General features: G+C 72.5%; 23 protein-coding genes. 4 read left to right on the forward strand and 19 right to left on the reverse strand.

Translation table 11 applies throughout. From position 1 onward, the window contains the following. The 3 genes from ribD to rpe all read right to left on the reverse strand — a co-directional run bounded on the left by ribD (nt 1) and on the right by rpe (nt 3,109). Nucleotides 1-1,062, reverse strand: a complete 1,062-nt coding sequence (ribD, locus tag O7624_RS05155) for a bifunctional diaminohydroxyphosphoribosylaminopyrimidine deaminase/5-amino-6-(5-phosphoribosylamino)uracil reductase RibD (protein ID WP_093404288.1) — start codon at nt 1,060-1,062, stop codon at nt 1-3. A 381-nt stretch (nt 1,063-1,443) separates the two neighbouring features. Next, nucleotides 1,444-2,544, reverse strand: coding sequence for a response regulator (locus O7624_RS05160; protein WP_282240541.1), 1,101 nt, complete (start codon nt 2,542-2,544; stop codon nt 1,444-1,446). Next, the gene (gene rpe, locus O7624_RS05165) at nt 2,429-3,109 is read right to left on the reverse strand and encodes a ribulose-phosphate 3-epimerase (RefSeq protein ID WP_093404294.1); all 681 of its coding nucleotides are present in this window, start codon (nt 3,107-3,109) and stop codon (nt 2,429-2,431) included. Before rpe ends, O7624_RS05160 begins: the two co-directional genes overlap by 116 nt. Nucleotides 3,110-3,354: 245 nt before the next feature. Here rpe and O7624_RS05170 point away from each other — a divergent pair, with 245 nt between their 5' ends. Together O7624_RS05170 and O7624_RS05175 are read left to right on the forward strand one after the other, a co-directional pair. Further along, nucleotides 3,355-4,242, forward strand: coding sequence for a septum formation family protein (locus O7624_RS05170; RefSeq protein ID WP_282239140.1), 888 nt, complete (start codon nt 3,355-3,357; stop codon nt 4,240-4,242). A gap of 86 nt (nt 4,243-4,328) precedes the next feature. Then, nucleotides 4,329-5,213, forward strand: coding sequence for a septum formation family protein (locus tag O7624_RS05175; RefSeq protein ID WP_282239141.1), 885 nt, complete (start codon nt 4,329-4,331; stop codon nt 5,211-5,213). Between the two features lie 256 nt (nt 5,214-5,469). Here the strand turns inward: O7624_RS05175 and O7624_RS05180 are convergent, their stop codons facing one another. Continuing rightward, the gene (locus tag O7624_RS05180; RefSeq protein ID WP_093404304.1) at nt 5,470-5,664 is read right to left on the reverse strand and encodes a DUF397 domain-containing protein; all 195 of its coding nucleotides are present in this window, start codon (nt 5,662-5,664) and stop codon (nt 5,470-5,472) included. Next, nucleotides 5,652-6,398: a DUF5753 domain-containing protein gene (locus tag O7624_RS05185; protein ID WP_282239142.1), complete on the reverse strand. Its 747-nt coding sequence runs from the start codon at nt 6,396-6,398 to the stop codon at nt 5,652-5,654. The genes O7624_RS05180 and O7624_RS05185 overlap by 13 nt, the downstream gene beginning before the upstream one ends. A gap of 228 nt (nt 6,399-6,626) precedes the next feature. Here O7624_RS05185 and O7624_RS05190 point away from each other — a divergent pair, with 228 nt between their 5' ends. Further along, nucleotides 6,627-6,926, forward strand: a complete 300-nt coding sequence (locus O7624_RS05190; protein ID WP_210939315.1) for a hypothetical protein — start codon at nt 6,627-6,629, stop codon at nt 6,924-6,926. After that, entirely contained in the window at nt 6,923-7,180 is a 258-nt protein-coding gene (locus O7624_RS05195; protein ID WP_282239143.1) for a flavin reductase, read from the forward strand. The genes O7624_RS05190 and O7624_RS05195 overlap by 4 nt, the downstream gene beginning before the upstream one ends. 191 nt (nt 7,181-7,371) lie before the next feature. On the opposite strand, the gene O7624_RS05200 is transcribed toward O7624_RS05195, so the two are convergent. The 14 genes from O7624_RS05200 to O7624_RS05265 all read right to left on the reverse strand — a co-directional run bounded on the left by O7624_RS05200 (nt 7,372) and on the right by O7624_RS05265 (nt 22,193). After that, nucleotides 7,372-8,727, reverse strand: coding sequence for a transcription antitermination factor NusB (locus O7624_RS05200; RefSeq protein WP_282240542.1), 1,356 nt, complete (start codon nt 8,725-8,727; stop codon nt 7,372-7,374). A 44-nt stretch (nt 8,728-8,771) separates the two neighbouring features. After that, nucleotides 8,772-9,698 carry a methionyl-tRNA formyltransferase gene (fmt, locus tag O7624_RS05205; RefSeq protein WP_282239144.1) on the reverse strand — a complete coding sequence of 309 codons (927 nt, stop codon included), beginning with the start codon at nt 9,696-9,698 and terminating at the stop codon, nt 8,772-8,774. 4 nt (nt 9,699-9,702) lie between these two features. Beyond that, entirely contained in the window at nt 9,703-10,263 is a 561-nt protein-coding gene (gene def / locus O7624_RS05210) for a peptide deformylase (protein WP_093404792.1), read from the reverse strand. Between the two features lie 43 nt (nt 10,264-10,306). Then, entirely contained in the window at nt 10,307-11,575 is a 1,269-nt protein-coding gene (locus tag O7624_RS05215; protein WP_282239145.1) for a cytochrome P450, read from the reverse strand. Between the two features lie 90 nt (nt 11,576-11,665). Beyond that, nucleotides 11,666-12,649 carry an AAA family ATPase gene (locus O7624_RS05220; protein ID WP_282239146.1) on the reverse strand — a complete coding sequence of 328 codons (984 nt, stop codon included), beginning with the start codon at nt 12,647-12,649 and terminating at the stop codon, nt 11,666-11,668. A gap of 272 nt (nt 12,650-12,921) precedes the next feature. Further along, the gene (locus O7624_RS05225) at nt 12,922-14,907 is read right to left on the reverse strand and encodes a primosomal protein N' (RefSeq protein WP_282240543.1); all 1,986 of its coding nucleotides are present in this window, start codon (nt 14,905-14,907) and stop codon (nt 12,922-12,924) included. After that, a complete protein-coding gene (gene metK, locus O7624_RS05230) occupies nt 14,904-16,097 on the reverse strand; it encodes a methionine adenosyltransferase (RefSeq protein WP_093404322.1) in 1,194 nt (397 codons plus the stop codon). Before metK ends, O7624_RS05225 begins: the two co-directional genes overlap by 4 nt. A 98-nt stretch (nt 16,098-16,195) precedes the next feature. After that, a complete protein-coding gene (gene coaBC / locus O7624_RS05235; protein WP_282239147.1) occupies nt 16,196-17,398 on the reverse strand; it encodes a bifunctional phosphopantothenoylcysteine decarboxylase/phosphopantothenate--cysteine ligase CoaBC in 1,203 nt (400 codons plus the stop codon). A gap of 14 nt (nt 17,399-17,412) precedes the next feature. Then, nucleotides 17,413-17,676 carry a DNA-directed RNA polymerase subunit omega gene (rpoZ, locus tag O7624_RS05240; protein WP_007075826.1) on the reverse strand — a complete coding sequence of 88 codons (264 nt, stop codon included), beginning with the start codon at nt 17,674-17,676 and terminating at the stop codon, nt 17,413-17,415. A 53-nt stretch (nt 17,677-17,729) separates the two neighbouring features. After that, the gene (locus O7624_RS05245) at nt 17,730-18,263 is read right to left on the reverse strand and encodes a guanylate kinase (RefSeq protein ID WP_282239148.1); all 534 of its coding nucleotides are present in this window, start codon (nt 18,261-18,263) and stop codon (nt 17,730-17,732) included. Nucleotides 18,264-18,288: 25 nt separating this feature from the next. After that, on the reverse strand, nt 18,289-18,606 hold the full coding sequence (gene mihF, locus O7624_RS05250; RefSeq protein WP_007458370.1) for an integration host factor, actinobacterial type: 318 nt from the start codon (nt 18,604-18,606) through the stop codon (nt 18,289-18,291). Between the two features lie 171 nt (nt 18,607-18,777). Next, nucleotides 18,778-19,614, reverse strand: a complete 837-nt coding sequence (pyrF, locus tag O7624_RS05255; protein ID WP_093404330.1) for an orotidine-5'-phosphate decarboxylase — start codon at nt 19,612-19,614, stop codon at nt 18,778-18,780. A gap of 151 nt (nt 19,615-19,765) precedes the next feature. Further along, nucleotides 19,766-21,040, reverse strand: a complete 1,275-nt coding sequence (locus tag O7624_RS05260) for an adenosylmethionine--8-amino-7-oxononanoate transaminase (protein ID WP_282239149.1) — start codon at nt 21,038-21,040, stop codon at nt 19,766-19,768. 112 nt (nt 21,041-21,152) lie between these two features. Then, entirely contained in the window at nt 21,153-22,193 is a 1,041-nt protein-coding gene (locus tag O7624_RS05265; RefSeq protein ID WP_282239150.1) for a quinone-dependent dihydroorotate dehydrogenase, read from the reverse strand. Between the last annotated feature and the right edge of the window lie 106 nt (nt 22,194-22,299).

The following is a 22,299-nucleotide window of genomic DNA, read 5'->3' on the forward strand; positions in this document are numbered from 1 at the left end:
CTAGCCCTCCCTCTTTCGGGGCAGCGCGGTGATCCGCAGGTCGGGACCGACCTGCGTAACGTCGGTGAGTTCCAGGTCGATGGCCTCGGCGATGGTGGTCACACCCGCGTCGACAAGCGCGGCGGGTCCGGCCCCGAGCAGCCGGGGCGCGAGGTAGCCGACCACCCGGTCGACCAGGCCGGCGGCGAGGAACGCCCCGGCGAGCCGGGGCCCGCCCTCCAGCAGCACGGCCCGTACCCCACGGGTGTGCAGGGCGGCGAGCAGCGCCGGCAGGTCGACGCCACCGTCCGGGCCGGTGCCCACCTCCTCGGCGGTGGCCACCCAGGTGCGGGCGGCGCCGTCGCGGACCCGGGCGTCATCCGGGGTACGCCCGACCGAGTCGACCACCACGCGCAGCGGCTGCCGGATGGCCAGGCTGCCGTCGCGCAGGTTGCGCACGGTGAGGCGGGGATCGTCGGCGAGGACCGTGCCGACCCCGACGACCACCGCGTCGACGGTGGCGCGCAACGCGTGCACGTCCATCCGGGCCGCCTCGGACGTGATCCACATGCTGGTGCCGTCGGCCGCCGCGGAGCGGCCGTCCAGGGTCGCGGCGTACTTCCAGATCACGTACGGCCAGCCCCGACGCATGGCGGTCAGCCAGGCCACGTTGCCGCTCTCCGCCTCGGCCTCGCGTACCCCCAGGTCGACCCGGACCCCGGCGGCGCGCAACGTGGCTGCGCCGCCGGTGGCGACGGGATTGGGGTCCGGTACCGCGATGACGACCCGGGCCACCCCCGCCTGGACCAGCGCGGTGCTACAGGGGCTGGTGCGGCCGACGTGGTCGCAGGGTTCCAGAGTGACCACCGCCGTGCCGCCCTTGGCCCGCTGGCCGGCCTGGGCCAACGCGACGATCTCGGCGTGCGGTCCCCCGGCGTACGCGTGGAAGCCCTCGCCCACCACCTCGCCGTCGGCGTCGAGCAGCACGCAGCCGACGACCGGGTTGGGACTGGTGGTGCCGAGCCCGCGCGCCGCGAGTTCGATCGCGCGACGCATCGCCTCGTCCACGGAGACGCTTGCCATCGCCTGCCGCTGCCCTCTCGCTCGTACGCGCGGGCGGGGAGGTCGGCCGGGTGGCCACGGGCAGGCAGCGGAATCCGGGTACGGCACAGCCGCCCCGGCCGGGACGCGCGCACGCCGGAGCCCGGCGAGCCACACGGCTCCCTTCCGTCCCGCGCGCTGTCTCCCATCCGGACTGTCTGGGCGCGGACGAGCCGCCCCCAACCGTCGGCCCCGGATTCTCACCAGGTCCACCGGGCGGACGAACCGCTCCCGGGTCGCGGGCTTACCACGGTCGGACCGTGGATCACCGCCGGTTCGGAATTACACCGAGTCCCGCCAGCGCGTGGTGGGTACTGAGCAAAGTCTTACACGTCCGGCGGGGCACCGGGCCACCCGGGCGAGCTACTTCACATGACGGTTACCGGGGTCGGCGACGCCGCGACGGCGATCCACCGCCACGTACGAGCCGGGTTGGCTCTTGGCCACGGTCTTCATCTCGGAGGCGACGGTCATCGCCTCCAGCGGGTTGGTGATGCGCTTGTCGGCGTCGGAGATGGCGACCCCGATGGAGAGGGTGACCAGCGCCGCCCGGCGGATGTTGCCCCGCCGGTCCTTCAACTCCACGTAGCCGCGTTCCCGGTCGGTGGGATCGTAGAGGGCGTCCGCGGCCTTCTCGAAGTCCGACGAAACCCGCAGGGTCAGTGGCCGTACCTGCTCGGGCGTGCACACGAAGACGAAGTCGTCACCGCCGACGTGGCCGAGGAAGGCCGGCGGCAGGGCCACCGCGACGACCGCCCGGTGCAGGCTGCGGGCGAGCGCGGAGATGAAGCCGTCGCCCCGGACGAACCCGTACCTGTCGTTGACGCTCTTGAACCGGTCGATGTCGATGTAGCCGACGGCGTAGTCCGCGCCGCCACGGACCCGGTCGGCGATCTCCCGGCGGATCCGGCTGTTGCCCGGCAGGCCGGTCAGCGGGGAGACCTCCCGGAACTCCTTGTTGCGCCGCAGCGTGGAGCTGACCCGGGCGACCAGCTCGGCATTGTCGAAGGGCTTGACCAGATAGTCGTCGGCCCCGGCGTTGAGCCCGTGGACCTTGTCCTGGGTCATCCCCTTGGCCGTCAGCATGATCACCGGCAGGGCGGCGGTCATCGGATCGGCGCGCAGTCGCCGGGTCAGTTCCAGCCCGTCCACCCGCGGCATCATCAGGTCGACCACGGCCAGGTCGGGCCGCTGGCGTTCGATCAGCTCCAACGCCTCCTGACCGTCGGCGGCGAGGATCACGTCGAAGCCCTGGAGACGCAGGTTGAACTCGACGAAGCGGGCGATGTCCTCGTCGTCGTCGACGACGAGGATCACGTCCTTGCGATCGTCGTCGGGGGTGTCCACGTCAGGCCCCGGCCGCCGCGCGTTCGGCCAGCCCGCGCAGCCGGCGTACCGCCTCGGCCGGGTCGTCGGCGCCGTAGACGGCGGTGCCGGCCACGAAGGCGTCGGCGCCCGCCGCAGCCGCCTGCTCGATGGTGTCGGCGGCGATCCCGCCGTCGACCTCGATGCGCAGCTCCAGGTGGCCGGCGTCGACATGGCGGCGCGCGGTGCGGACCTTGTCCAACAGCTGCGGGAGGAAGCGCTGCCCGCCGAACCCGGCCTTGATGGTCATGACCAGCAGCGTGTCGAAGCTGGGCAGCAGGTCGAGGTACGGCTCGATCGGGGTGTCCCGGTCGATCGCCAGCCCCGCCTTGGCGCCGGCCGCCCGCAGGTCCCGGGCCAACGCCACCGGGTCGTCGCAGGCCTCGGCGTGGAACGTGACGTTGTACGCCCCCGCGTCGGCGTAGCCGGGCGCCCAACGCTTCGGGTCGGTGATCATCAGGTGCACGTCGAAGGGCAGCTTGGTGGCGGCCCGCAGGCTCTGCACCACGGGCAGCCCGATGGTCAGGTTCGGCACGAAGTGGTTGTCCATGACGTCGACGTGCAACCAGTCCGCGGCGTCCTCGACGGCACGGACCTCCTCGGCGAGACGGGAGAAATCGGCGGCGAGGATGCTGGGCGCGACGATCGGCGGCGGTACGGTCACAGGGCCAGTGTACGAACGCGGCCAGCAGCCGCGGCAGCGTGCCAGCAACCGGGACACCCCGTGACCCGGAGGTGACCAATGGTGCAGAATGACCCCCTTCGAACCGATGAAACGGAATGAAGCTCAGCTTCCACTGGCCAGGCGACCGATTCGCGGCAACACTCCATCGGGGACGGTGACGTATCGTGCATGCCGGTGGGCGCGGGAGCCGGCAGCCGGGCGGCAGCTCCCGGAAAGGGCGGACGATGCGACGGTGGCTCGCGGCACTGGCGCTGGCCAGTGTGGCTGCGATGGTGCTCAGCGGCTGCGTGCGGCCGGGTGGGACCGACGGCGATCTCACCGACGACTGGCAGACACTGCGGGCGCCGACCATGTTCGTGCCGGCCACCGACGCCTGCCTGCCCCGGATCACCGCGGTGGTCCAGGCGAGCACCTACGAGACCGTGGACTGTGCTCGCAACCATCTCGCCGAGGCAATCCACGTCGGCACGTTCACCGACGCAGCCGCCGAGGGTGAACGCCCGGAACCGGGGTCGGCGGCGCTGCGTACCGCCCGCGCGGAGTGCGACCAGCGGGCGCGCCTGGTGCTCGGCGGTGACTGGCACACCGCCCGGTTGACGCTCAACATCTCGCTGCCGTCGGCGCCGGCCTGGAACGGTGGTGCCCGCTGGTTCCGCTGCGACCTGAGCGAGACCGACAGCATCGACAACACCCGGCCGGTCAACCGCACCGGCAGCCTGCGTGGCGCACTGATCGGCGACTCACCGCTGGTGCACCGTTGCTTCGACCCGAAGCTCATCGGCGACAGCCTCAACTACATGGCCCCGGTGCTGTGCACCGAGCCGCACGGCGCCGAGTTCGTCGGTGTCTACGTCGAGCAGGACATGAGCTGGGAGCAGTTCGTCCGTTCGGCCGGCCAGGCCCACAAGCGGTGCATGGAGCTGATCGCCGCCTTCGCGGACGTGCCCAACAACGCCGACCTGCCCTACCGCGCCGGTTCCATCTTCTACCCGCCGTCACAGCGGGAATGGGAGGAGGGCGACCGGGGGGTGCGGTGCATCCTGTGGAGCGACGACCGCAAGCTCACCGGCTCGATGCGCGGCGTGGGCCCGCAGGGACTGCCTGTCACCTGAGTACGGTGCGGAAACGGCTCGAACGGTCGCCGAATCCGGTGCCGTATGCTGCCGCTTCGACAGCGGGGAGCGGGAGGTCCACGGGGATGCGACGATGGCTGACCGGAGTCGCCCTGGCGACCGTGGTGGCGCTGGCGGCGACCGGCTGCACCCGGCCGGCCGGCACCGATGGTGACCTGGTCGACGACTGGACGTCGATGAGCGCACCGGCGGTGTTCACGCCCGGCTCCGGCACCTGCCACGGGCAGCCGCAGGAGGTCGGCTACCTCAGCGCGTACGCACCGGTGGACTGCGCGCAGCCGCACCGGGCCGAAACCCTGCACGTCGGAACGCTCACCGAAGCGACCGGGTCCCGACTGCCGACGGCCGGCAGCAAGGGGATGCGCGCCGCGTTCGGCGAATGCGACCGTGAGGTCCGCGAGACACTGGGCGGCGACTGGCGCGGCGCCCGGATCGGGCTCACCGTCGTCCTGCCCTCGCCGCAGGCGTGGACCGGCGGCGCCCGGTGGTTCCGCTGCGACGTCCACGAGCTGCGCGGGCTCGACACCCCGATACCGGTACGACGTACGGCCAGCCTGGCCGGTGCGCTGGACGGGTCCTCGCCGCTGCGGCACGGCTGCTTCAACGCCCGCACCGAGGGCGACGAGGTGACCGAGATGGTCGCCGTCAAGTGCACGGCGAAGCATCGGGCCGAGTTCGTGGGTCTGTGGCAGGCACCGGAGAGCAGCTGGTCGGAGTTCCTGGAGAATCCGGGGCGGAGCCATCGAGGTTGCCGCAGCGCCGTCGCCCGCTACGCCAAGGTGCCGGACGACGGCAACCTCCAGTACCGGGTCGGCACCATCTTCTACCACCCGTCGGAAGGCGAGTGGCGCAGCGGCAACCGGTCGGTCCAGTGCTTCCTCTGGATGAGCGACCGCACCCTGACCCGATCGGTGAAGGGCGCCGGCACCCGGGTCCTGCCCATCAACTGACCCAGCCCCAGCCCCAGCTCCGGCCGCTTCGTCCCGGCCCCGGCCCGTCGCCCGCGAGATCTTGGCGAGATTCCGTTCGCGAATAACGGAAACTGTCCAAGATTTCGACGTGAGGAACCCGAATCGTCGGGGCGGGGTGGGGCGGCGAGGCGGTGGGTGCGGGGTGGGGCGGCGGGGCGGTGGGTGCGATGGGTTCCTGCGCTGACGACGAAGCGCCCACCCCCGTGCGGGGACGGGCGCTTACGCGCGGGTCGGGTCAGGACCGCCCGGCGGCCCGGGCGACGAACGCCTGCCAGGCCGCCGGGGCGAAGACCAACGCCGGACCGGTCCGGTCCTTCGAGTCGCGGACGCCGACGACGCCGGGAAGATTGTCGGCGACCTCGACACAGTCGCCACCGTTCGAGCTGCTACGGGTGCTTGTGCGCCACACGGCGCCGGTCAGGTCAGCCATGATCGTGCCTCAAGGAAGTCGATGGTCTGGCGGCGCGGCAGCGCCACCGAGCGCAGCGTATCCCAAATGGACCAGAGCGCGGCGGTGTCGTTGGTCAGCCGGCCGGCGGCCTGGTCGTCCAGGTACGCGACGTCGCCGTCCTCCGTCGTGGCGATGACGAACGGCCCCGCCTGCCCGGGGTGCAGGCCGGCGTCGAGCGGCAGTACGTGCAGCAGGACGTTGGGCCGCTGCGCCAGCCGCACCAGGTGATCCAGCTGCGGGTGCATGATGTCCGGGGCGCCGCGACGAAGCGCGAACTCGTCGATGACCGCGACGAAGAGCGGCGGTTTACGCCGTTCCAGGACCGACGACTGCCGGCGCATCCGGGTCTCGACGTAGCCGGCCACCTCGTCCGGGGCGAGCAGGCCGCTGCTGAGCACCGCCGTGGCGTACTCGGGGGTCTGCAACAGGCCCGGGATGACCGCGACTTGAAAGGACCGCAGCGCGGTGGCCTGGAGTTCCGTCTCCACCCACGGCCGGAGCCAGGACGGCTCGCGCCGCTTCAAAACGTCCGGCCAGATGTCCTCGATGTCCCGCCCTAGTGCCGCAGCCGCCGCCGCGCGGTGTCGGGGATGCGGCACCCGCCCCGGGGCAACCCACCGTGCGACCGTCTTGGGATCCACGCCTACCTGTTCGGCGAGACTCTCGGCGGTTTCCCCCGCGTCCACCATGGCTGCCCTCAGCGCCTGATTCATGCCCGCCTCCCACATGACGTCCTTGACGTCTGAAGAACCTATGCCTACGCCCTGTAGTCGTCCACATTCGCCACGCGATGGTTCTCGTGGGCGGCGCGTGCGGGCCTTGGGACGGCAATCCCGCTCGCCGGGTCGCCGGGGGTCGCCCCTGGGCGAGCAACCGGGGCGACCCCCTCCAACCACGACCGAGGAGGCACCCATGTCCGTGCAAGAGCCGGCGCGTGGCAGGTGACCGGGCGGGAGGGCGGAACACCTCGGGTCCGTCCCGGCGTGTACCTCCTGGCCCGGGAAGCATCCCCGCAGTTCCACCAACCGATCCTGGTCCGAGTGATCCGGCACCTGGAACGCACGACGTACGACGGGTGGGCCTGGGTCGACGTCTACCAGCTCGATCGGCACGGGGACGCGACGCAGCGGCGGGCGCTGTTCCTGCGACCTGCGGGGATGCGGCCGGTGAACGTCCCGCCCGTCCCGTACGCCGAGCGTCGCTCCCGGCCCCGCTCCGGCGTCGCGAGCGTGACCGGATGAACGGCCGGATCGAGGCGCACGTGCCGTCCCGCCCGACGTGGCGCTGCCGGGCCTGCGGTGCCGCCTGGCCCTGCTCGCCGGCGAAGCTGAATCTGCTCGCCGTGTACCGGGAGGACAAGCCGGCGCTCATGGTGCACCTGGTGGAGTTGCGCGAAGAGGCCGCGGAGCAGCTTGCCGGGCTATCGCCCGGTGAACAGCTCCCGGATCTGCACCGACGGTTCACGGACTGGGTACCCGTCCGGTCCGCCGAATAGCCACCCGCCCCGGTCGCTGCGGCTCTTCCCCCGACCGCCGCGCCCGGGGCGGGTCCGGGCGGCCGGTCCGCAGCACGCCACAAGCGGATCCCGGCGGCGGGGTCCGCAGCACCCCACGAACGGATCCGGACGGTGCCGGTCTGCCGATCAGGCACGCCACAAAGGGATCCCCGGCGGTGCCGGGGCCGGGCTCAGGTGCGGCGGAGCAGGGCGAGGAACATGGCGTCGGTGCCGTGCCGGTGCGGCCACAGCTGCACCGTCGGTCCGTCGCCCAACCCTGGCATGCCGGCCGGCAGCACCGTACGGGCGTCGACGAAGTCGACCGGCACCCCGCTGCGGCGGGCCGCCTCGGTCACCGTCACGTGCGTCTCCACGGTGTGCGGTGAACAGGTCACGTAGGCCACCAGCCCACCCGGCCGGGCCGCCCGCAACCCGGCGGCGAGCAGCTCACGCTGCAACCGGGTCAGGGCGGACAGGTCGGACGGCTGACGCCGCCAACGTGACTCCGGCCGGCGGCGCAACGAGCCGAGGCCGGTGCACGGCGCGTCGACAAGCACCCGGTCGAAGTGTTCCTCCGGCAGTTTCGGCTCGGTGCCCACCAGCCGACCGTCGGTGTTCAGCACAGTGACCGGCAGCCCCCGGGTGGCGCCCGCGACCAGCCGAGCCCGATGCTCGGCCACCTCCACGGCGGTCAGCCGCGCGTCCCGCTGCGCCGCGAGCGCCCCGAGCAGACCGGACTTGCCGCCCGGCCCGGCGCACAGGTCGAGCCACCGGCCGTCCGGCCCGTCCACCGGTGCCAGCGCGAGCGCGTTCGCCACCAGTTGGGAACCTTCGTCCTGGACGTGGGCCCGCCCGTCGGCCACCGCCGCCAGCTCGCCCGGTGCGCCACCGGCGAGGTAGACCGCGTACGGCGAGAAGGCGCCGGGCGCGCCACCCACCTCGTCGGCGAGGTCGACCGGGTCGACCAGGCCGGGCCGGGCGCACAGGTGCACCGGAGGGCGCTCGTTGTCCTCGATCAGCAGGCGGGTGGTCTCGCCGAAGTCGCCACCGAGCGCCTCGTTGAACGCCCGCACGATCCACTGTGGATGACTGTAGGCCAGCGCGAGGTGGCCGACCGGGTCGCTGTCGATCGACGGTGCCAGTCGAGTCACCCACTCGTCGACGTCGCGGGTGGCGACCTCGCGCAGCACGGCGTTGGCGAAGCCGGTGGCGCCCTGGCCCACCGCCCGGACCAGGTCGACGGTGGAGGAGACCGCGGCGTGCGCCGGCACCCGGGTGTGCAGCAGTTGGTACGCGCCGATGCGCAGCGCGTCGCGGACCGGTGGGTCGATCCGCTGCACGTCCCGCCCGGCCGCGTCGGTGAGGATCGCGTCGAGCGTGCCGAGGTGGCGCAGCGTGCCGTAGGTCAGTTCGGTGGCGAAGGCGGCGTCCCGGCCGACCAGCCCCGCGTCGGTCAGGATCGCCGGTAGCGCCAGATTGGCGTACGCGTCGTCGCGGTGCACTGCCGCGACCGCCTCGTACGCCGCGTACCGTGGCCGGTCGACCATCGGTCGCCCCCGACGCTCTCCGCTGCGGCGGGCGGCGGTCTCCCTCACGCGAACTCCTCCCCGGCACCGACGCGGGCACCGCGTGCCCAGTCGGTCGCCGGCATGGCCCGCTTGCCGGCCGCGCGCACCTCGCCGAGACGAACCGGAACGGTGGCGGTGCCGGCCAGCACCCGCGCCTTCTCCACGAGCAGCTCACCGGGCTTGAGGTCGGGCGCGTCCGCTGCCGGGGTGACCGGGCCGAGCTTCACCCGCTCGTTCCGGAAGGTCGTCCACGGGCCGGGGGCCGGGGTGCAGGCGCGGATGCGCCGGTCCACCGCGAAGGCCGGGTCGCCCCAGCGCACCCGGGCGTCCTCGACGGTGAGCTTCGGGGCCAGCGAGACGCCGTCGGCCGGCTGCGGCTGCGCCCTGGCGGTGCCGTCCTCCAGCGCGTCCAGCACCGCCACCAGCAGCCCGGCGCCGCTGTGTGCCAACCGCTCCAGCAGGTCGCCGGAGGTGTCCGTAGGCCGGATCTCGTCAGTGAGCGTGCCGTAGACCGGGCCGGTGTCCAGCCCCTCCTCCAGTTGGAAGACGCTGGCCCCGGTCAGCTCGTCGCCGTGCAGCACGGCGTGCTGCACGGGTGCGGCGCCCCGCCACGCCGGCAGCAGCGAGAAGTGCAGGTTCACCCAGCCGTGCCGGGGGATCTCCAACGCGACCGGCGGCACCAGCGCGCCGTAGGCGACCACCGGCACGCAGTCCGGAGCCAGCTCGCGCAGCCGGTCCAGGAACTCCGGCTCCCGGGGACGCGCGGGGGTCAGCACCTCGACACCGTGCTCGTCGGCCCAGGCACCGACCGGGGAGCGGACCAGCCCTCGGCCGCGCCCGGCGGGCGCGTCCGGGCGGGTGACCACGGCGATCAGCTCATGCCGGGAGGCGGCCACGGCGGCCAGGGCCGGAACGGCGACGGCCGGCGTACCGGCGAAGATCACACGCACCCGGTCACCGCCCCAGACCGAACGGGCTGCCGGCGGCGTGCGGGCTCAGCTTGACTGTGGGCGGCGCGGCGGCGTCGTACCACTCGGCCTGGCGGATCGCCTTCATCGCCTCCTTGCGGCCGGCCGCATCCAGCCGGTCGAGGAAGAGCACGCCGTCGAGGTGGTCGGTCTCGTGCTGCACGCAGCGGGCCATCAACCCGGTGCCGACGATCTGCATCGGGTCGCCGTAACCGTTGAAGCCCTTGGCGATCACGTTCTGCCGGCGCTTGGTGTCGAAGTAGAGCCCGGGAATGGACAGGCACCCCTCCGGGCCGTCCTGCTCCTCCTCGTCGGGAAACTCCAGGACCGGGTTCACCAGGTGGCCGAGCACGTCGTCGACGTCGAAGGTGAACACCCGCAGGCCCACACCCAGTTGCGGCGCGGCGAGACCTGCACCACCCTGCTCACGCATGGTGTCGGTCAGGTCCTCGACGAGCTTGCGCAGCTCGACGTCGAAGTCGACCACCGGATCGGCCGGCGTGCGCAGCACCGGATCCCCGAACAGACGGATGGGCTGGACGGTCACGCGGGTTGGCTCCTTCACGGCGGGACGGTAGTGCCGTACCAGTCTACGGACTGCCGATGGCCGTGCCGGCCGGCGCACCACCAACCGTGGCCGCCTGCGGTTCACCCACGGTGATCGGCAGGTGGTCGTACCCGCGCAAGGTCAGCCGGATCCGTCGCCGGGGCTGCCCGGCCGACGCCAGCCCGGGCAGCCGGCGCAGCAGCGCCGGGAAGGCCACCTGAGCCTCCAGTCGGGCCAGCCCCGCTCCCAGGCAGTAGTGCGGCCCGGCGCCGAAGGAGAGTGGATTCAGCTGCGCCCGCCACGGGTCGAACCGCTCCGGCCGCGGGTACCGCCGGGGGTCGCGGTTGGCCGCGCCGAGCAGCAGCAGGATCCAACTGTCGGCGGGCACCTCGACCCCGCCGAGCCGAACGGTTTCGCCGCTGGTCCGGGTGGTCAGCTGCACCGGGGAGTCGAAGCGGAGCAGTTCGTCCACGTACGCCGGGGCGTGCTGCGGGTGCTGACGCAGCACGTCGGCGGCCCGGGGATGGGCCAGCAGCACCGCCAGCCCGTTGCCGAGCAGGTTGGTGGTGGTCTCGAAGCCCGCGACGAGCAGGATCACCAGGTTCGCCAGCAGTTCCTCGCCGGAGAGCCGGTCACCGGAGTCGTGCGCCTGTACCAGGGCGGTGGTCAGGTCGTCGGCGGGGCGGCGGCGACGGTCGGCCACCAGCTCGGTGAAGTAGTCCCGCAGCTCGGCGGCGCCGGCATCGGCCACGGCCAGCTCCGCCGGAGTGATCTCGGGCTCCAGGGCACCGGTCAGGTCGGCCGCCCAACGCCGGAACAGCGGGCGGTCGGCGGCGGGCACGCCGAGCAGCGCACAGATCACCCCGACCGGTAGCGGGTAGGCGAACTCGGCCATGAAGTCGACCGGAAGGCCGTCCCGGCCGGTCGCCGCCATCGCGTCGATCAGCTCGTCCGTCTGCGCCGCGACCACCTCGCGCATGGCACCGATCCGGCGTGGGGTGAAGGCGCCGGCGGCGAGCCGGCGCATCCGGCTGTGGTCGGGCGGGTTGGTCCGCAGCATCGACCGGGCGATCGAGGACAGGGCCGGGCTCTCCCGCCAGCCGGGCAGGAACTGGTCGCGCAGGTGGCCGTCGAGGACCCGGATCCGGGCGTCCCGGAGGAGTTCGTCGGCCTCGGCGTGGCCGGTGACCGCGTACAGGCCCGGACCGGCCTGCACAACCGGTCCGTGGGCACGCAACCGCTCGTACGCCGGATACGGGTCGACCCGTCCCTCGGGCGACATGAGCGACGCAAACGCCTCACTAACGTCCATCTGGCCTCCTCGGTGTCCAGGAGGCTCCATCATGCCCGTGCAGCGCTGTGACCTGCGGTAACCGGGGCGTACGGCGAGGCGCGGCGGGGCTCAGCCGGCGACGCCGCTCTCCCCCGCCAGCACCGCGTCGCCGGCGAGCAGGGCGTGCTCGGGCAGCGGCAGGTGGATGTCGTGGGCCGCCTCCCAGTCGTGGATCAGGCTGGGCCGGACCTGCGCGGCGAAGTAGTCCATCGCGCTGACCCCACCGACCACGGGCTCCTCGACCTCGGCGACCAGCCGGCCCGGCACCAGCCGGAAGCCGTTACGCAGCGCGGCGCTGAGCCGGCGGTGCCCGTTGACCACGAAGAAGTACTCGCCGGTGTACCCGATCTCCAGCGGCTCCAGGCCGGTCTCACCGGCGGCGGCGACCTCGCTGGTGAGCGCCGAGTCCCACATACCGCGCAATCCGGTGACGTCCTCGGTCGGGTATACCCGCCCAGGGTCGAGCAGCAGCAGCGGCGGGGCACCGCGCAGCACCTCCGGCGCGAGTCGCCCCTCGTACGCATCGACGATGCGCTCGATCACCTCGTCGGCGGGCGCGCGGGTGGTGTCGCAGATCAGGTCGTAGTTGCGCAGCCTGGCCTTGTCCACGCCGTACCGGACCAGGAACCGGCCACGCTCGCTCTCGCTGCGTTCCCGGAGCTTGGCCTTTGCCTCGTCCAGTGAGGTGTAGCTCTCGGCCGGCCCGGAGGGGCGCAGCAGGACGCGGCGGGCGGCCTCCCCCGGCTCGGTGATCATGTGCACCTTGAGTGCGTCGGTGAAGAAGTGCCAGGCCAGCCGGGAGTCCATGACCAGACTCTCGCCGGAGGCGGCGATGTCGCGCTGGAGCTGGTCGACGTAGCCGTCGACGGCCTGGTCCAGCTCGGCGTGCAGGTTCAGCTGGAGCGCGGTCATCTGCCGCTCCTGCGCCATCTGCCGGTAGAGGTCACCGACGCTGACCCGGCGCAGGCCGAGTCGCTTGGCGATCTCGACGGAGACCGTGCTCTTGCCGCTGCCCAGGTCACCGTTGAAGACGATCGACTGACGAACGGTCACGACTTGTCCACCCCTGATCACCGGCCGGTTGAGATCATCGATTTCCGCGCCGGGCCGACGCGGTTCCGCCGTCGTCGCGCCGCCCTCGGACACCTCCAGCTCGACCTGGAGTCGCCGTACGCACCGGCATGACGGGCGATGCTACCACCTCGCGCCGGTCTGCCTCCGGGACGCGACCGTGAGCGGGCGAGTCGATACGGGCAGTCATGATCAGGTAACATATCGCACTTCTTGGGACATCGGTCGGCACGGCACACACCGTCACCGCTGGGTCAGAACAGCGCGAGCGGGTCGACCTGGAGGCGTACCGGCTCGGTCGCCTTGCGGGCGCTGCGTACCCCGGCCGCCGTGTGCAGCGCGCCGGCCATGTCGGCGGCCCGAGCCCTCGGCACCCGCACCAGCATCCGCTCCCGCTCGCCGTCGGCCGGCACCGGACCGAGCACTTCGGCCCCGTCGGGCAGCCGCGCCTGCGCCAACAGGTCGGCGACCGCGGCGGGCAGGCCCGTCACGCTGGCCATCCGCATCGCCGGCGGAAAGCCCAGCTCCCGCCGCTCGGCCAATTCCCGGGCCGCGAACCAGCCGGCGTCCCAGCGCAGCAGCGCCTGCACCGGCGCGAGCGCGCCGTCGGCGACCACCACCACCCGACCCCCGGCAGCGGCCGGCCGGGCCAGCGCCGCGGCCCCGGTCCACCGCCGCAACGCCTCCTCGCCGGCCCGCAGATCGGCGCGGGTGAGCAACGCCCAGGTGTCCAGCAGCAGCACCGCGCCGTAGCCGCCGGTCGCCACCGGCTCGGCCCCGGGGGTCGCGATCACCAGGCCAGCGCCGCCCGGGACGTCGGCCAGCACCTCCTCCCGGCCGGAGGTGCGCACCGGCACCCCCGGGAAGGCCCGCCCCAGTTCCTCGGCGGTCCGCCGGGCACCGGTCACCGAGGCCCGCAGTCGCCGCCCGCCACACTGCGGACAGGCGTAGGCGGCGGCGATCCGGGCGCACCAGCGGCAGGCGGGCGACCCGCCGGCCGACGGCAACGCGAGCGGGCCGGCGCAGTGCGGGCAGCGGGCCGGCGTACGGCAGTCGGCGCAGGCCACCGAGGGCAGGTAGCCGCGCCGGGGCACCTGGACCAGGACCGGCGCATCCGCGCGTAGTGCCTCCCGGGCGGCGGTCCAGGCCAGGCTGGGCAGCCGGGCGGTCGCCGCACCGGGATCGCGGGCCAGTTGCGGATCGTCGCCGGTCGGCACGATCGCGGGGGTACGCGCCCGCAGCACCGCCCGGTCGGCGATCACCTCGCGGGCCCAGCCGGTCTCCACCAGCAACTGCGCCTCGGCGGTACGGGCGTAGCCGCCGACCAGCGCGCCCGCCTCCGCCAACTGGGCCCGGGTCAGCAGCACCTCCCGGGCGTGCGGGTAGGGGGCTCGCGGCTCGGCGTGCAGATCGTCACCGTCGTCCCAGATGGCCACCAGTCCCAGCCGGTCGACCGGGGCGAACATGGCAGCCCGGGTGCCGATCACCACCGGGACGTCGCCACGGCGGGCGGCCAGGAACGCGCGGTAGCGCCGCGCCGGCCCGAGGGCGGCCGACAGGCAGACATGCCGGCCCGAGCCGAGCCGTGCGGTCAGCGCGGCGTCGAGCCGATCGAGGTCCCGCCCGTCGGCCACCACCACCAGCGCGCCCCGGCCGGCGGCCACCGTGGCGGCGACGGCGGTGGCGTAACGGGCCGCCCAGTCCTCCCCCGGCAACGCCGACCACACCGCACGGGGCGAGCGCCCGTCGGCAAGTGCCCGCAGCAGCGCCGGCCCGGCCGGGTAGTCGCGCCATCCCTCCGGCGCCGGTGAACTTGGCGGGTCGGCCGGTGCCTCGTCGGCCGCCCGGACCTCGGCGGTGACCTCCTTCTCCACCCGGGCGTGCCGGGGTGGAACCGCCAGCCGCAGCACGTCGGCCAGGCTGCCGGCGTACCGGTCGGCGACGACCCGGGCCAGCCTGGCCACCTCCGGGGCGAGCACCGGCACCGGGGACACGACCTTGTCGAGGTACGCGAGCCGGGGGTGCTCGGATCGTTCGGTCCGCTCCAGCAGCCAGCCGTCTACCAGTTGGCCGGCGAAGCGCACCTTCACCCGTACCCCCGGCACGGCGTCGGCGGCGAGGGCCTGCGGAACCAGGTAGTCGAAGGGCCGATCCAGGTGGGCCAGGGCAACATCGACGCAGACACGGGCGACCGGCGACCCGTCAGCGGGCCGCCGGTCGTCACGCCGGGTGGTTGTCAGGCTCCCGCGGCCGACTTGAGGTCGGCGGCGCGGTCAGTGGACTCCCAGGTCAGGTCGGGCAGCTCGCGGCCGAAGTGGCCGTAGGCGGCGGTCTGGGCGTAGATCGGCCGCAGCAGGTGCAGATCCCGGATGATGGCGGCGGGACGCAGGTCGAAGATCTCGGTGACCGCCTTCTCGATCGAGGCCACCGGCACCGTCTCGGTGCCGAACGTCTCGATGAACAGGCTCACCGGATGCGCCTTGCCGATCGCGTACGCCACCTGCACCTCGCACCGCTCCGCGAGACCGGCGGCCACCACGTTCTTGGCCACCCACCGCATCGCGTACGCGGCCGAACGGTCGACCTTCGACGGATCCTTGCCGGAGAAGGCCCCACCACCGTGGCGGGCGTAGCCACCGTAGGTGTCCACGATGATCTTCCGCCCGGTCAGGCCCGCGTCGCCCATCGGGCCACCGATCTCGAACCGGCCGGTCGGGTTGACCAGCAGCCGGTAGCCCTCGGTGTCCAGCTCCAGGCTCTCCAGTTCCGGGGCGATGACGTGGTCCCGCACGTCCGGGGTGAGCAGCGACTCCAACGAGATGTCCGCGGCGTGCTGGCTGGACACCACCACCGTGTTCAGGCGTACCGGACGCAGGCCGTCGTACTCGATGGTGACCTGGGTCTTGCCGTCGGGACGCAGGTAGGGCACCGTGCCGTCCTTGCGTACCGCGGCGAGCCGGCGGGCCAGCCGGTGCGCGAGCGCGATCGGCAGCGGCATCAGCTCGGGCGTCTCCGAGCAGGCGAAGCCGAACATCATGCCCTGGTCACCGGCGCCCTGCGCGTCCAACGCGCTCTCCGACGTCCCGGTACGCAACTCGAACGCGTTGTCCACGCCCTGCGCGATGTCCGGCGACTGGGCGCCGATGGAGACACTGACCCCACAGGACGCCCCGTCGAAACCCTTCTTCGACGAGTCGTAGCCGATACCCAGGATCGTCTCGCGCACGATCGTCGGGATGTCGGCGTACGCCTTGGTCGTCACCTCACCGGCGACGTGCACCTGACCGGTGGTGATCAGGGTCTCGACGGCCACTCGGCTGTGCGGATCCTGCGTCAACAGGGCATCGAGGATGCCGTCACTGATCTGGTCGGCGATCTTGTCCGGGTGGCCTTCCGTGACCGATTCGGACGTGAAGAGGCGGCGTGTCACGGTACTCCTAAGTTCTTGGACGTCGTTCCGCGGCAGTGTAGTCACTAACCGTCGACGGCATCGTCCACGGTCGTCTTGCGTCCAACCGTCAGGAGAAGTCACCCGGCCAACCGGGCGACCACCAGGTCCCACACCCCGTCGGCGAGATCCTCCTTGGACCGCTCGGGTATCCGGGTGACCGAGCCGTCCACGCTGATGACCGTGGCCGCGTTGGTCTCGGCGCCGAAGACCTTGTCCGGCCCGACCTCGTTGATGACGATGAGGTCGGCCCGCTTACGGGCCAGCTTGGCCCGCCCGTTGGCCTCGGCGTCGCCGGTCTCGGCGGCGAACACCACCAGCACCTGCTCCGGCCGACGACGCTGACCCAGCTCGGCGGCGATGTCCGGGTTGGTCACGAGTTCGATGATGGGTGCCGTGCCGTCGTCCGATTTCTTGATTTTGCCAGGCGCGTACGTCGCGGGTCGGAAATCTGCCGGAGCCGCCGCCATCACCACCACGTCGGCGTCCACTGCCGCCTTCAGGGTGGCCTCCCGCAGTTCGCCGGTGGTGCCCACGCGGATCAGGTCCGCACCGGCCGGGTCGGGAAGTGTGACGTTGGCGGCGATCAGCGTGACCCGGGCACCCCGGGCGAGGGCGGCACGGGCGAACGCGTAGCCCTGCTTGCCGGAGGAGCGGTTGCCCAGGAAGCGCACCGGGTCGAGCGGTTCCCGGGTGCCACCGGCGGTGACCACCACCCGACGGCCGGTCAGGTCGGCCGGCGCGTCGGCGCCGCGAGCCAGGATGCGGCGGGCCGCCGCGAAGATCTCCGTCGGCTCCGGCAACCGGCCCTTGCCGGTGTCGACACCGGTGAGTCGCCCCACGGCCGGCTCGACGACCCGGACGCCCCGGGACCGCAGCGTCGCGACGTTGTCGACGGTGGCCGGGTGTTCCCACATCTCGGTGTGCATCGCCGGCGCCAGCAGCACCGGGCACCGGGCGGTGAGCAGGGTGTTGCTGAGTAGATCATCGGCGAGGCCGTGGGCGGCGCGGGCCAGCAGGTCGGCGGTGGCGGGTGCGACCACCACCAGGTCGGCCTGCTGGCCGAGGCGTACGTGCGGCACCTCGTGCACGTCGGACCAGACGTCCTCGGCGACCGGCTGCCCGGAGAGCGCCGCCCAGGTCGGCGCGCCGACGAAGCGCAACGCGGCTGCCGTCGGCACCACCCGCACCTGGTGGCCCGACTCGGTGAACAGGCGCAGCAACTCGCACGCCTTGTAGGCGGCGATCCCGCCGCCGACGCCGAGGATGATCCGGGCGCTCATCGACGGGCGGAGGATTACGGCTGGTCGGTCGGCTCAGCGGTGAGCAGGCCAGCGTTGATCTCGCGCATCGCGATGGAGAGCGGCTTCTCCTGGGGAGTGGTCTCGACCAGCGGGCCGACGTACTCCAGCAGGCCCTCACCGAGCTGGCTGTAGTAGGCGTTGACCTGGCGGGCGCGCTTGGCCGCGAAGATGACCAGCGCGTACTTCGACGTCGTCTTCTCCAGGAGCTCGTCGATCGGCGGGTTGGTGATGCCTTCGGGGTTGGCGATGGATCCCACGGATAAACCTCTGCGTCTTTCGCACGGACCGCGCGTGAGCGCGGCGCCGGCGCTCAACCGCGCGGACGCGGCCGGGCCGGAGCCAGGAAGGAAGAACCGATGAATCCTACCAGTTCGTCCACGACCCGCTCGATGCGGTCGGCCGACACGCTGAGGTCGAAGGCCGTCACCACCGGCGGGCCCGGCAGTCGACCGGGCGGATGGAGCAGGACGAGTCGTGCCCCCGGCCAGCCCGCCCGGACCAGCAGCGCACCGTCGAGGTCCAACGCGAGCAGCACCGGCTGCCCGGCGGCGAGCCGGCGGCGCAGCGGGGCGGCCTCCGTGCCGCGCCGGTGAGCGCCGAACCGACTCCACTCCAGCAGCTCGCCGGCGGCGAGCCGGCGGTCGAACTCCTCAGCCGTGACGAAGTGTCGGTGGACGCCGTCCAGTTCGTTGCCCCGGCGGGGCCGGGTGGTGACCGCGACCGGCGTCCACACTGACGGAGAACGCGCCCGGATCAGCTCGACGACACTCTCCCTACCGGCGCCGGATGGGCCAGCCAGGACAGTGAGCCGAGCCGCCGGGCGCGCCTCGTCATCCAAGCTCACTGCTTGTTTCTACCCGCAGTCGTGCTCAGTTGGCGGCGAACTCCCCAAGCAGCGCCTTGCGCTGCTGCTCGCCGAGGCCACGCAGGCGGCGGCTGTCGGCGATCTTGAGCTTCTCCATGATTTGAGTAGCCCGGATCTTGCCGATGCCCGGCATGGCCTGCAGCACAGCCGACACCTTGAGCTTGCCGACGACATCGTCGGACTCGGCCCGCTCAAGAACGGCTCCGAGGGTGGTCTTGCCCTGCTTGAGCTGCTCCTTCAGCTCGGCACGGGCTTTGCGGATCTCCGCAGCCTTTTCCAGCGCGGCTGCGCGCTGCTCGGGGGTCAGTGACGGGAGCGGCACCAGTTCTCCTCAGGTCCCTATCGCGACGGGCGGGACGCACCGCCGCATCTGTGAAACGTGGTGTCGCTGTGAACCAAGGGGTTCCCAGCGCGGGGAAAACTAGCGGTCAACGGAGCTTTCGGCAACGTGGGCGCGCAATGATCACCACAAAGTGACCGAGCCATCAGTCAGTCAGGACATCGCCAGGACCGCCCGACACTCCGCCACGGCACGGTCCGCGGCGGCCCGCAGCGCGTCCGGATCGGGCCCGGCGCCCAGCACCTCACGGGAGTACGCGGGCAGCACGGCGGGCAGCGCGGAGCCGAAGACGACCCGCAGATCGGCTGCCGTGGCACCCTGCGCTCCGAGCCCGGGGGCGAGCAGCGGCCCGTTCACCGCAGACAGGTCGCAGCCGGTCTCTCCGACCGTCGCGCCGATCACGGCACCGACACTCCCGAGCGGCTCCGCACCCGCGTTGAGCTGGGAAATCTCGTCGAGGATCGTTTGCGCGACGCTGCGGCCGTCGGCGCCGCGGGCGCGCTGCACCGAGGCGCCCTCGGGGTTGGAGGTGAGCGCCAGGACGAACACGCCGCCGCCGTGCTCGGCGGCCAGCTCGAACATCGGGGCCAGCGATCCGACCCCCAGGAAGGGGCTCGCGGTCACCGCATCGACATACATGGGGCTGGATGGATCAAGGTAGGCCGACGCGTACGCCTGGACCGTCGAACCGATGTCGCCGCGCTTGGCGTCGAGAAGAACGAGCGAGCCGAGATTTCGTAACTGTCGGATAGTTGACTCAAGGACCGCCACCCCTTGAGACCCGAATCGCTCGAAGAACGCCGACTGGGGCTTGACCACCGCAACCCGGTCACCGAGCGCGTCCACGACGGTCCGGGCGAAGCGGTCGAGGCCGGCCACATCGTCGTCAAGGCCCCACCGGGACAGCAACGCCGGGTGCGGGTCGATCCCCACGCAGAGCGGTCCGCGCTCGTCCATGGCCCGGTGCAGCCGGGCGCCGAAACTCTCCATGTCGCCAGTGCCTTCCTCTCGTCCCGGCCGGGCTTCCACCCGTCCGCGCCTACTCAGCAGGCCCGGACCGGGGTGCCGCCGGGCTACTCCAATTCGCGATGGCTGCCGAACACGCCTACTCAAATCCAGCCAAGGGCCGATACCCGCCTACTCAGCCCGCCGCGACCGCTGCCGAGATACCCGACACCACGACGGCGAGGTCGGCGTCCGTGGTGACGTACGGCGGCATCGTGTAGACCAGATCCCGGAACGGACGCAGCCACACCCCCTGCGCCACGGCGGCGGCCGTGGCCGCGCCGAGATCCACCTCGTGGTCCAACTGGACCACGCCGATTCCGCCGAGCACCCGCACGTCCGTCACACCCGGTGCGCCGCGCAACGGCTCCAGCCCCGACCGCAGACCCCGTTCCAGCCGCGCCACCTGCCCGGCCCAGTCACCGGCCCGCAGCAGGCCCAGCGACGCGTTGGCCACCGAGCAGGCGAGCGGGTTGCCCATGAACGTCGGGCCGTGCGCGAGCACACCACCGGCCCGGATGCCCCGCGCGACCTCCGCCGTGCACAGCGCCGCGGCCAGAGTCAGATAGCCGCCGGTGAGCGCCTTGCCGACGCAGAGCACGTCCGGGGTGACCCCGGAATGCTCGGCGGCGAACATCGTCCCGGTACGGCCGAAACCGGTGGCGATCTCGTCGAAGATCAGCAGCACGCCGTGCGCCCGGGTCACCTCGCGCAGCACCCGCAGATAGTGCGGGTGGTGGAAACGCATCCCGCCGGCACCCTGCACCACCGGTTCCACGATCACCGCGGCCAGCTCGTGGGCGTGCCGCTCCACCGCGTCGATCAGCGCCGCCTCGTACGCCGGATCGGGCGGGCTGTCGAAGCCACCCGGCGGCATCGGGGCGAAGACCTGCCGCGGCAGCACGTCCCCCCAGAGGTGGTGCATGCCACCCTCCGGGTCGCAGACGCTCATCGGATGGAACGTGTCGCCGTGGTACCCGCCCCGCCAGGTGCCCAGCCGGTGCCGCTGCGGCCGGCCGGTGGCCCGCTGGTACTGCAGGCACATCTTCACCGCAACCTCGACACTCACCGAACCCGAGTCGGCCAGGAACACGTGCTCCAGCCCGTCGGGCGTCACCTCGACCAGAGTGCGGGCCAGCTCCACGGCCGGCGCGTGGGTCAGTCCGCCGAACATGACGTGACTCATCCGGCCCAACTGGTCGACCACCGCCGCGTCCAGCACCGGATGCCGGTAGCCGTGGATCGCCGCCCACCAGGAGGACATCCCGTCGACCAGCTCGCGGCCGTCGGCCAGCCGCAGCCGTACCCCCTCGGCGCTCTCCACCAGGTACGGCGCCACCGCCGGCGGCAGCGCGGCGTACGGATGCCACACGTGCGCCGCGTCGGCGGCGAGAACCTCCTCCGGCGTCATCGGTCCTCCTTGCGTCCCCTTTGCTCTGCTTCACCGGACGCCCGGGTTCCGCGCCGAAACCGTTGCGTGGGGTGAAGCAGAGCAAAGGGGGGTGGTGAGTGGGTGGTGTTCGTCAGGCGCCGGTCGTGGCCGGACGCACGGCACCCGCAGCCGCGCGGGCGACGGCCCGGGGCAGCGCCGGGCCACGGTAGATGAACCCGGTGTAGAGCTGCACCAGGCTGGCGCCGGCGTCGAACATCCGGGCCGCATCGTCGGGGTCGACGATGCCGCCGACGCCGATGACCGGCAGTCGCCCGCCCGTCTCGGCGTGCACGAAGGCGACCACCTGCCGCGCCCGGTCGGCCAGCGGACGGCCGGACAGCCCACCGGTCTCGCCGGAACGTCCCCGGTCGGTCGGGGCCAACCCGTCCCGTCCGAGGGTCGTGTTCGTGGCGATCACTCCGGCGGCGCCGCGAGCCAGGCACACCTCCAGCAACTCGGCGATGGCCGGCTCGGTGAGGTCGGGAGCGATCTTCACCAGCACCGGCTTCTCCCCCACCAATGCCGCCAACAGCGCGTCCAGATGCTCCCGGTCCTGCAAGGCGCGCAGCCCGGGGGTGTTCGGTGAGGAGACGTTGACCGCGAAGTAGTCGCCGTGCTCGCGCAACGCGCGGTACGACTCGCGGTAGTCCTCCACCGCGTCCTCCAGCGCCGTCACCTTCGACTTGCCCAGCGAGATTCCAAGCGGTACGCCGAGCGGTCGCGGCAGCGCCGCCAGCCGGTCTGCCAGCGCCTGCGCCCCGGCGTTGTTGAAGCCCATCCTGTTGATCACGGCCTCGCTGTCGACGAGCCGGAACAGCCGGGGCCGGGGATTGCCTGGTTGGGGACGCGCCGTCACCGTGCCGACCTCGACGAAACCGAAGCCCAGTGCCGGCCACGCCGGTAGCGCCACCCCGTCCTTGTCCATCCCGGCGGCCAGGCCGACCGGGTTGGGAAATGACACCCCGAACACCGTGCGCGGCGCCGACACGGCGTACCGGGCCCGCAACGCCGCCAGCGCCACCGGCGTCCGGGACAGCGCGGCCAACCGCCGCAGGGTGAACTCGTGCGCCGTCTCCGCGTCCCCACCCCCGACCCGGAACAGCCCCCGCCGAACGGTCCGTTCGAAGATCACGCCACCCCTCCCCGATGCCATGCGTCGATCAAGAAGTTCTGGTCCCGCCGAGGGCCACCCGAGGACCAAAACTTCTTGATCGACGAGAACGGGGTGGTGGACGAGG

Source organism: Verrucosispora sp. WMMD1129 (genome assembly GCF_029581255.1).
In the GTDB taxonomy this organism is placed as follows: domain Bacteria; phylum Actinomycetota; class Actinomycetes; order Mycobacteriales; family Micromonosporaceae; genus Micromonospora; species Micromonospora sediminimaris.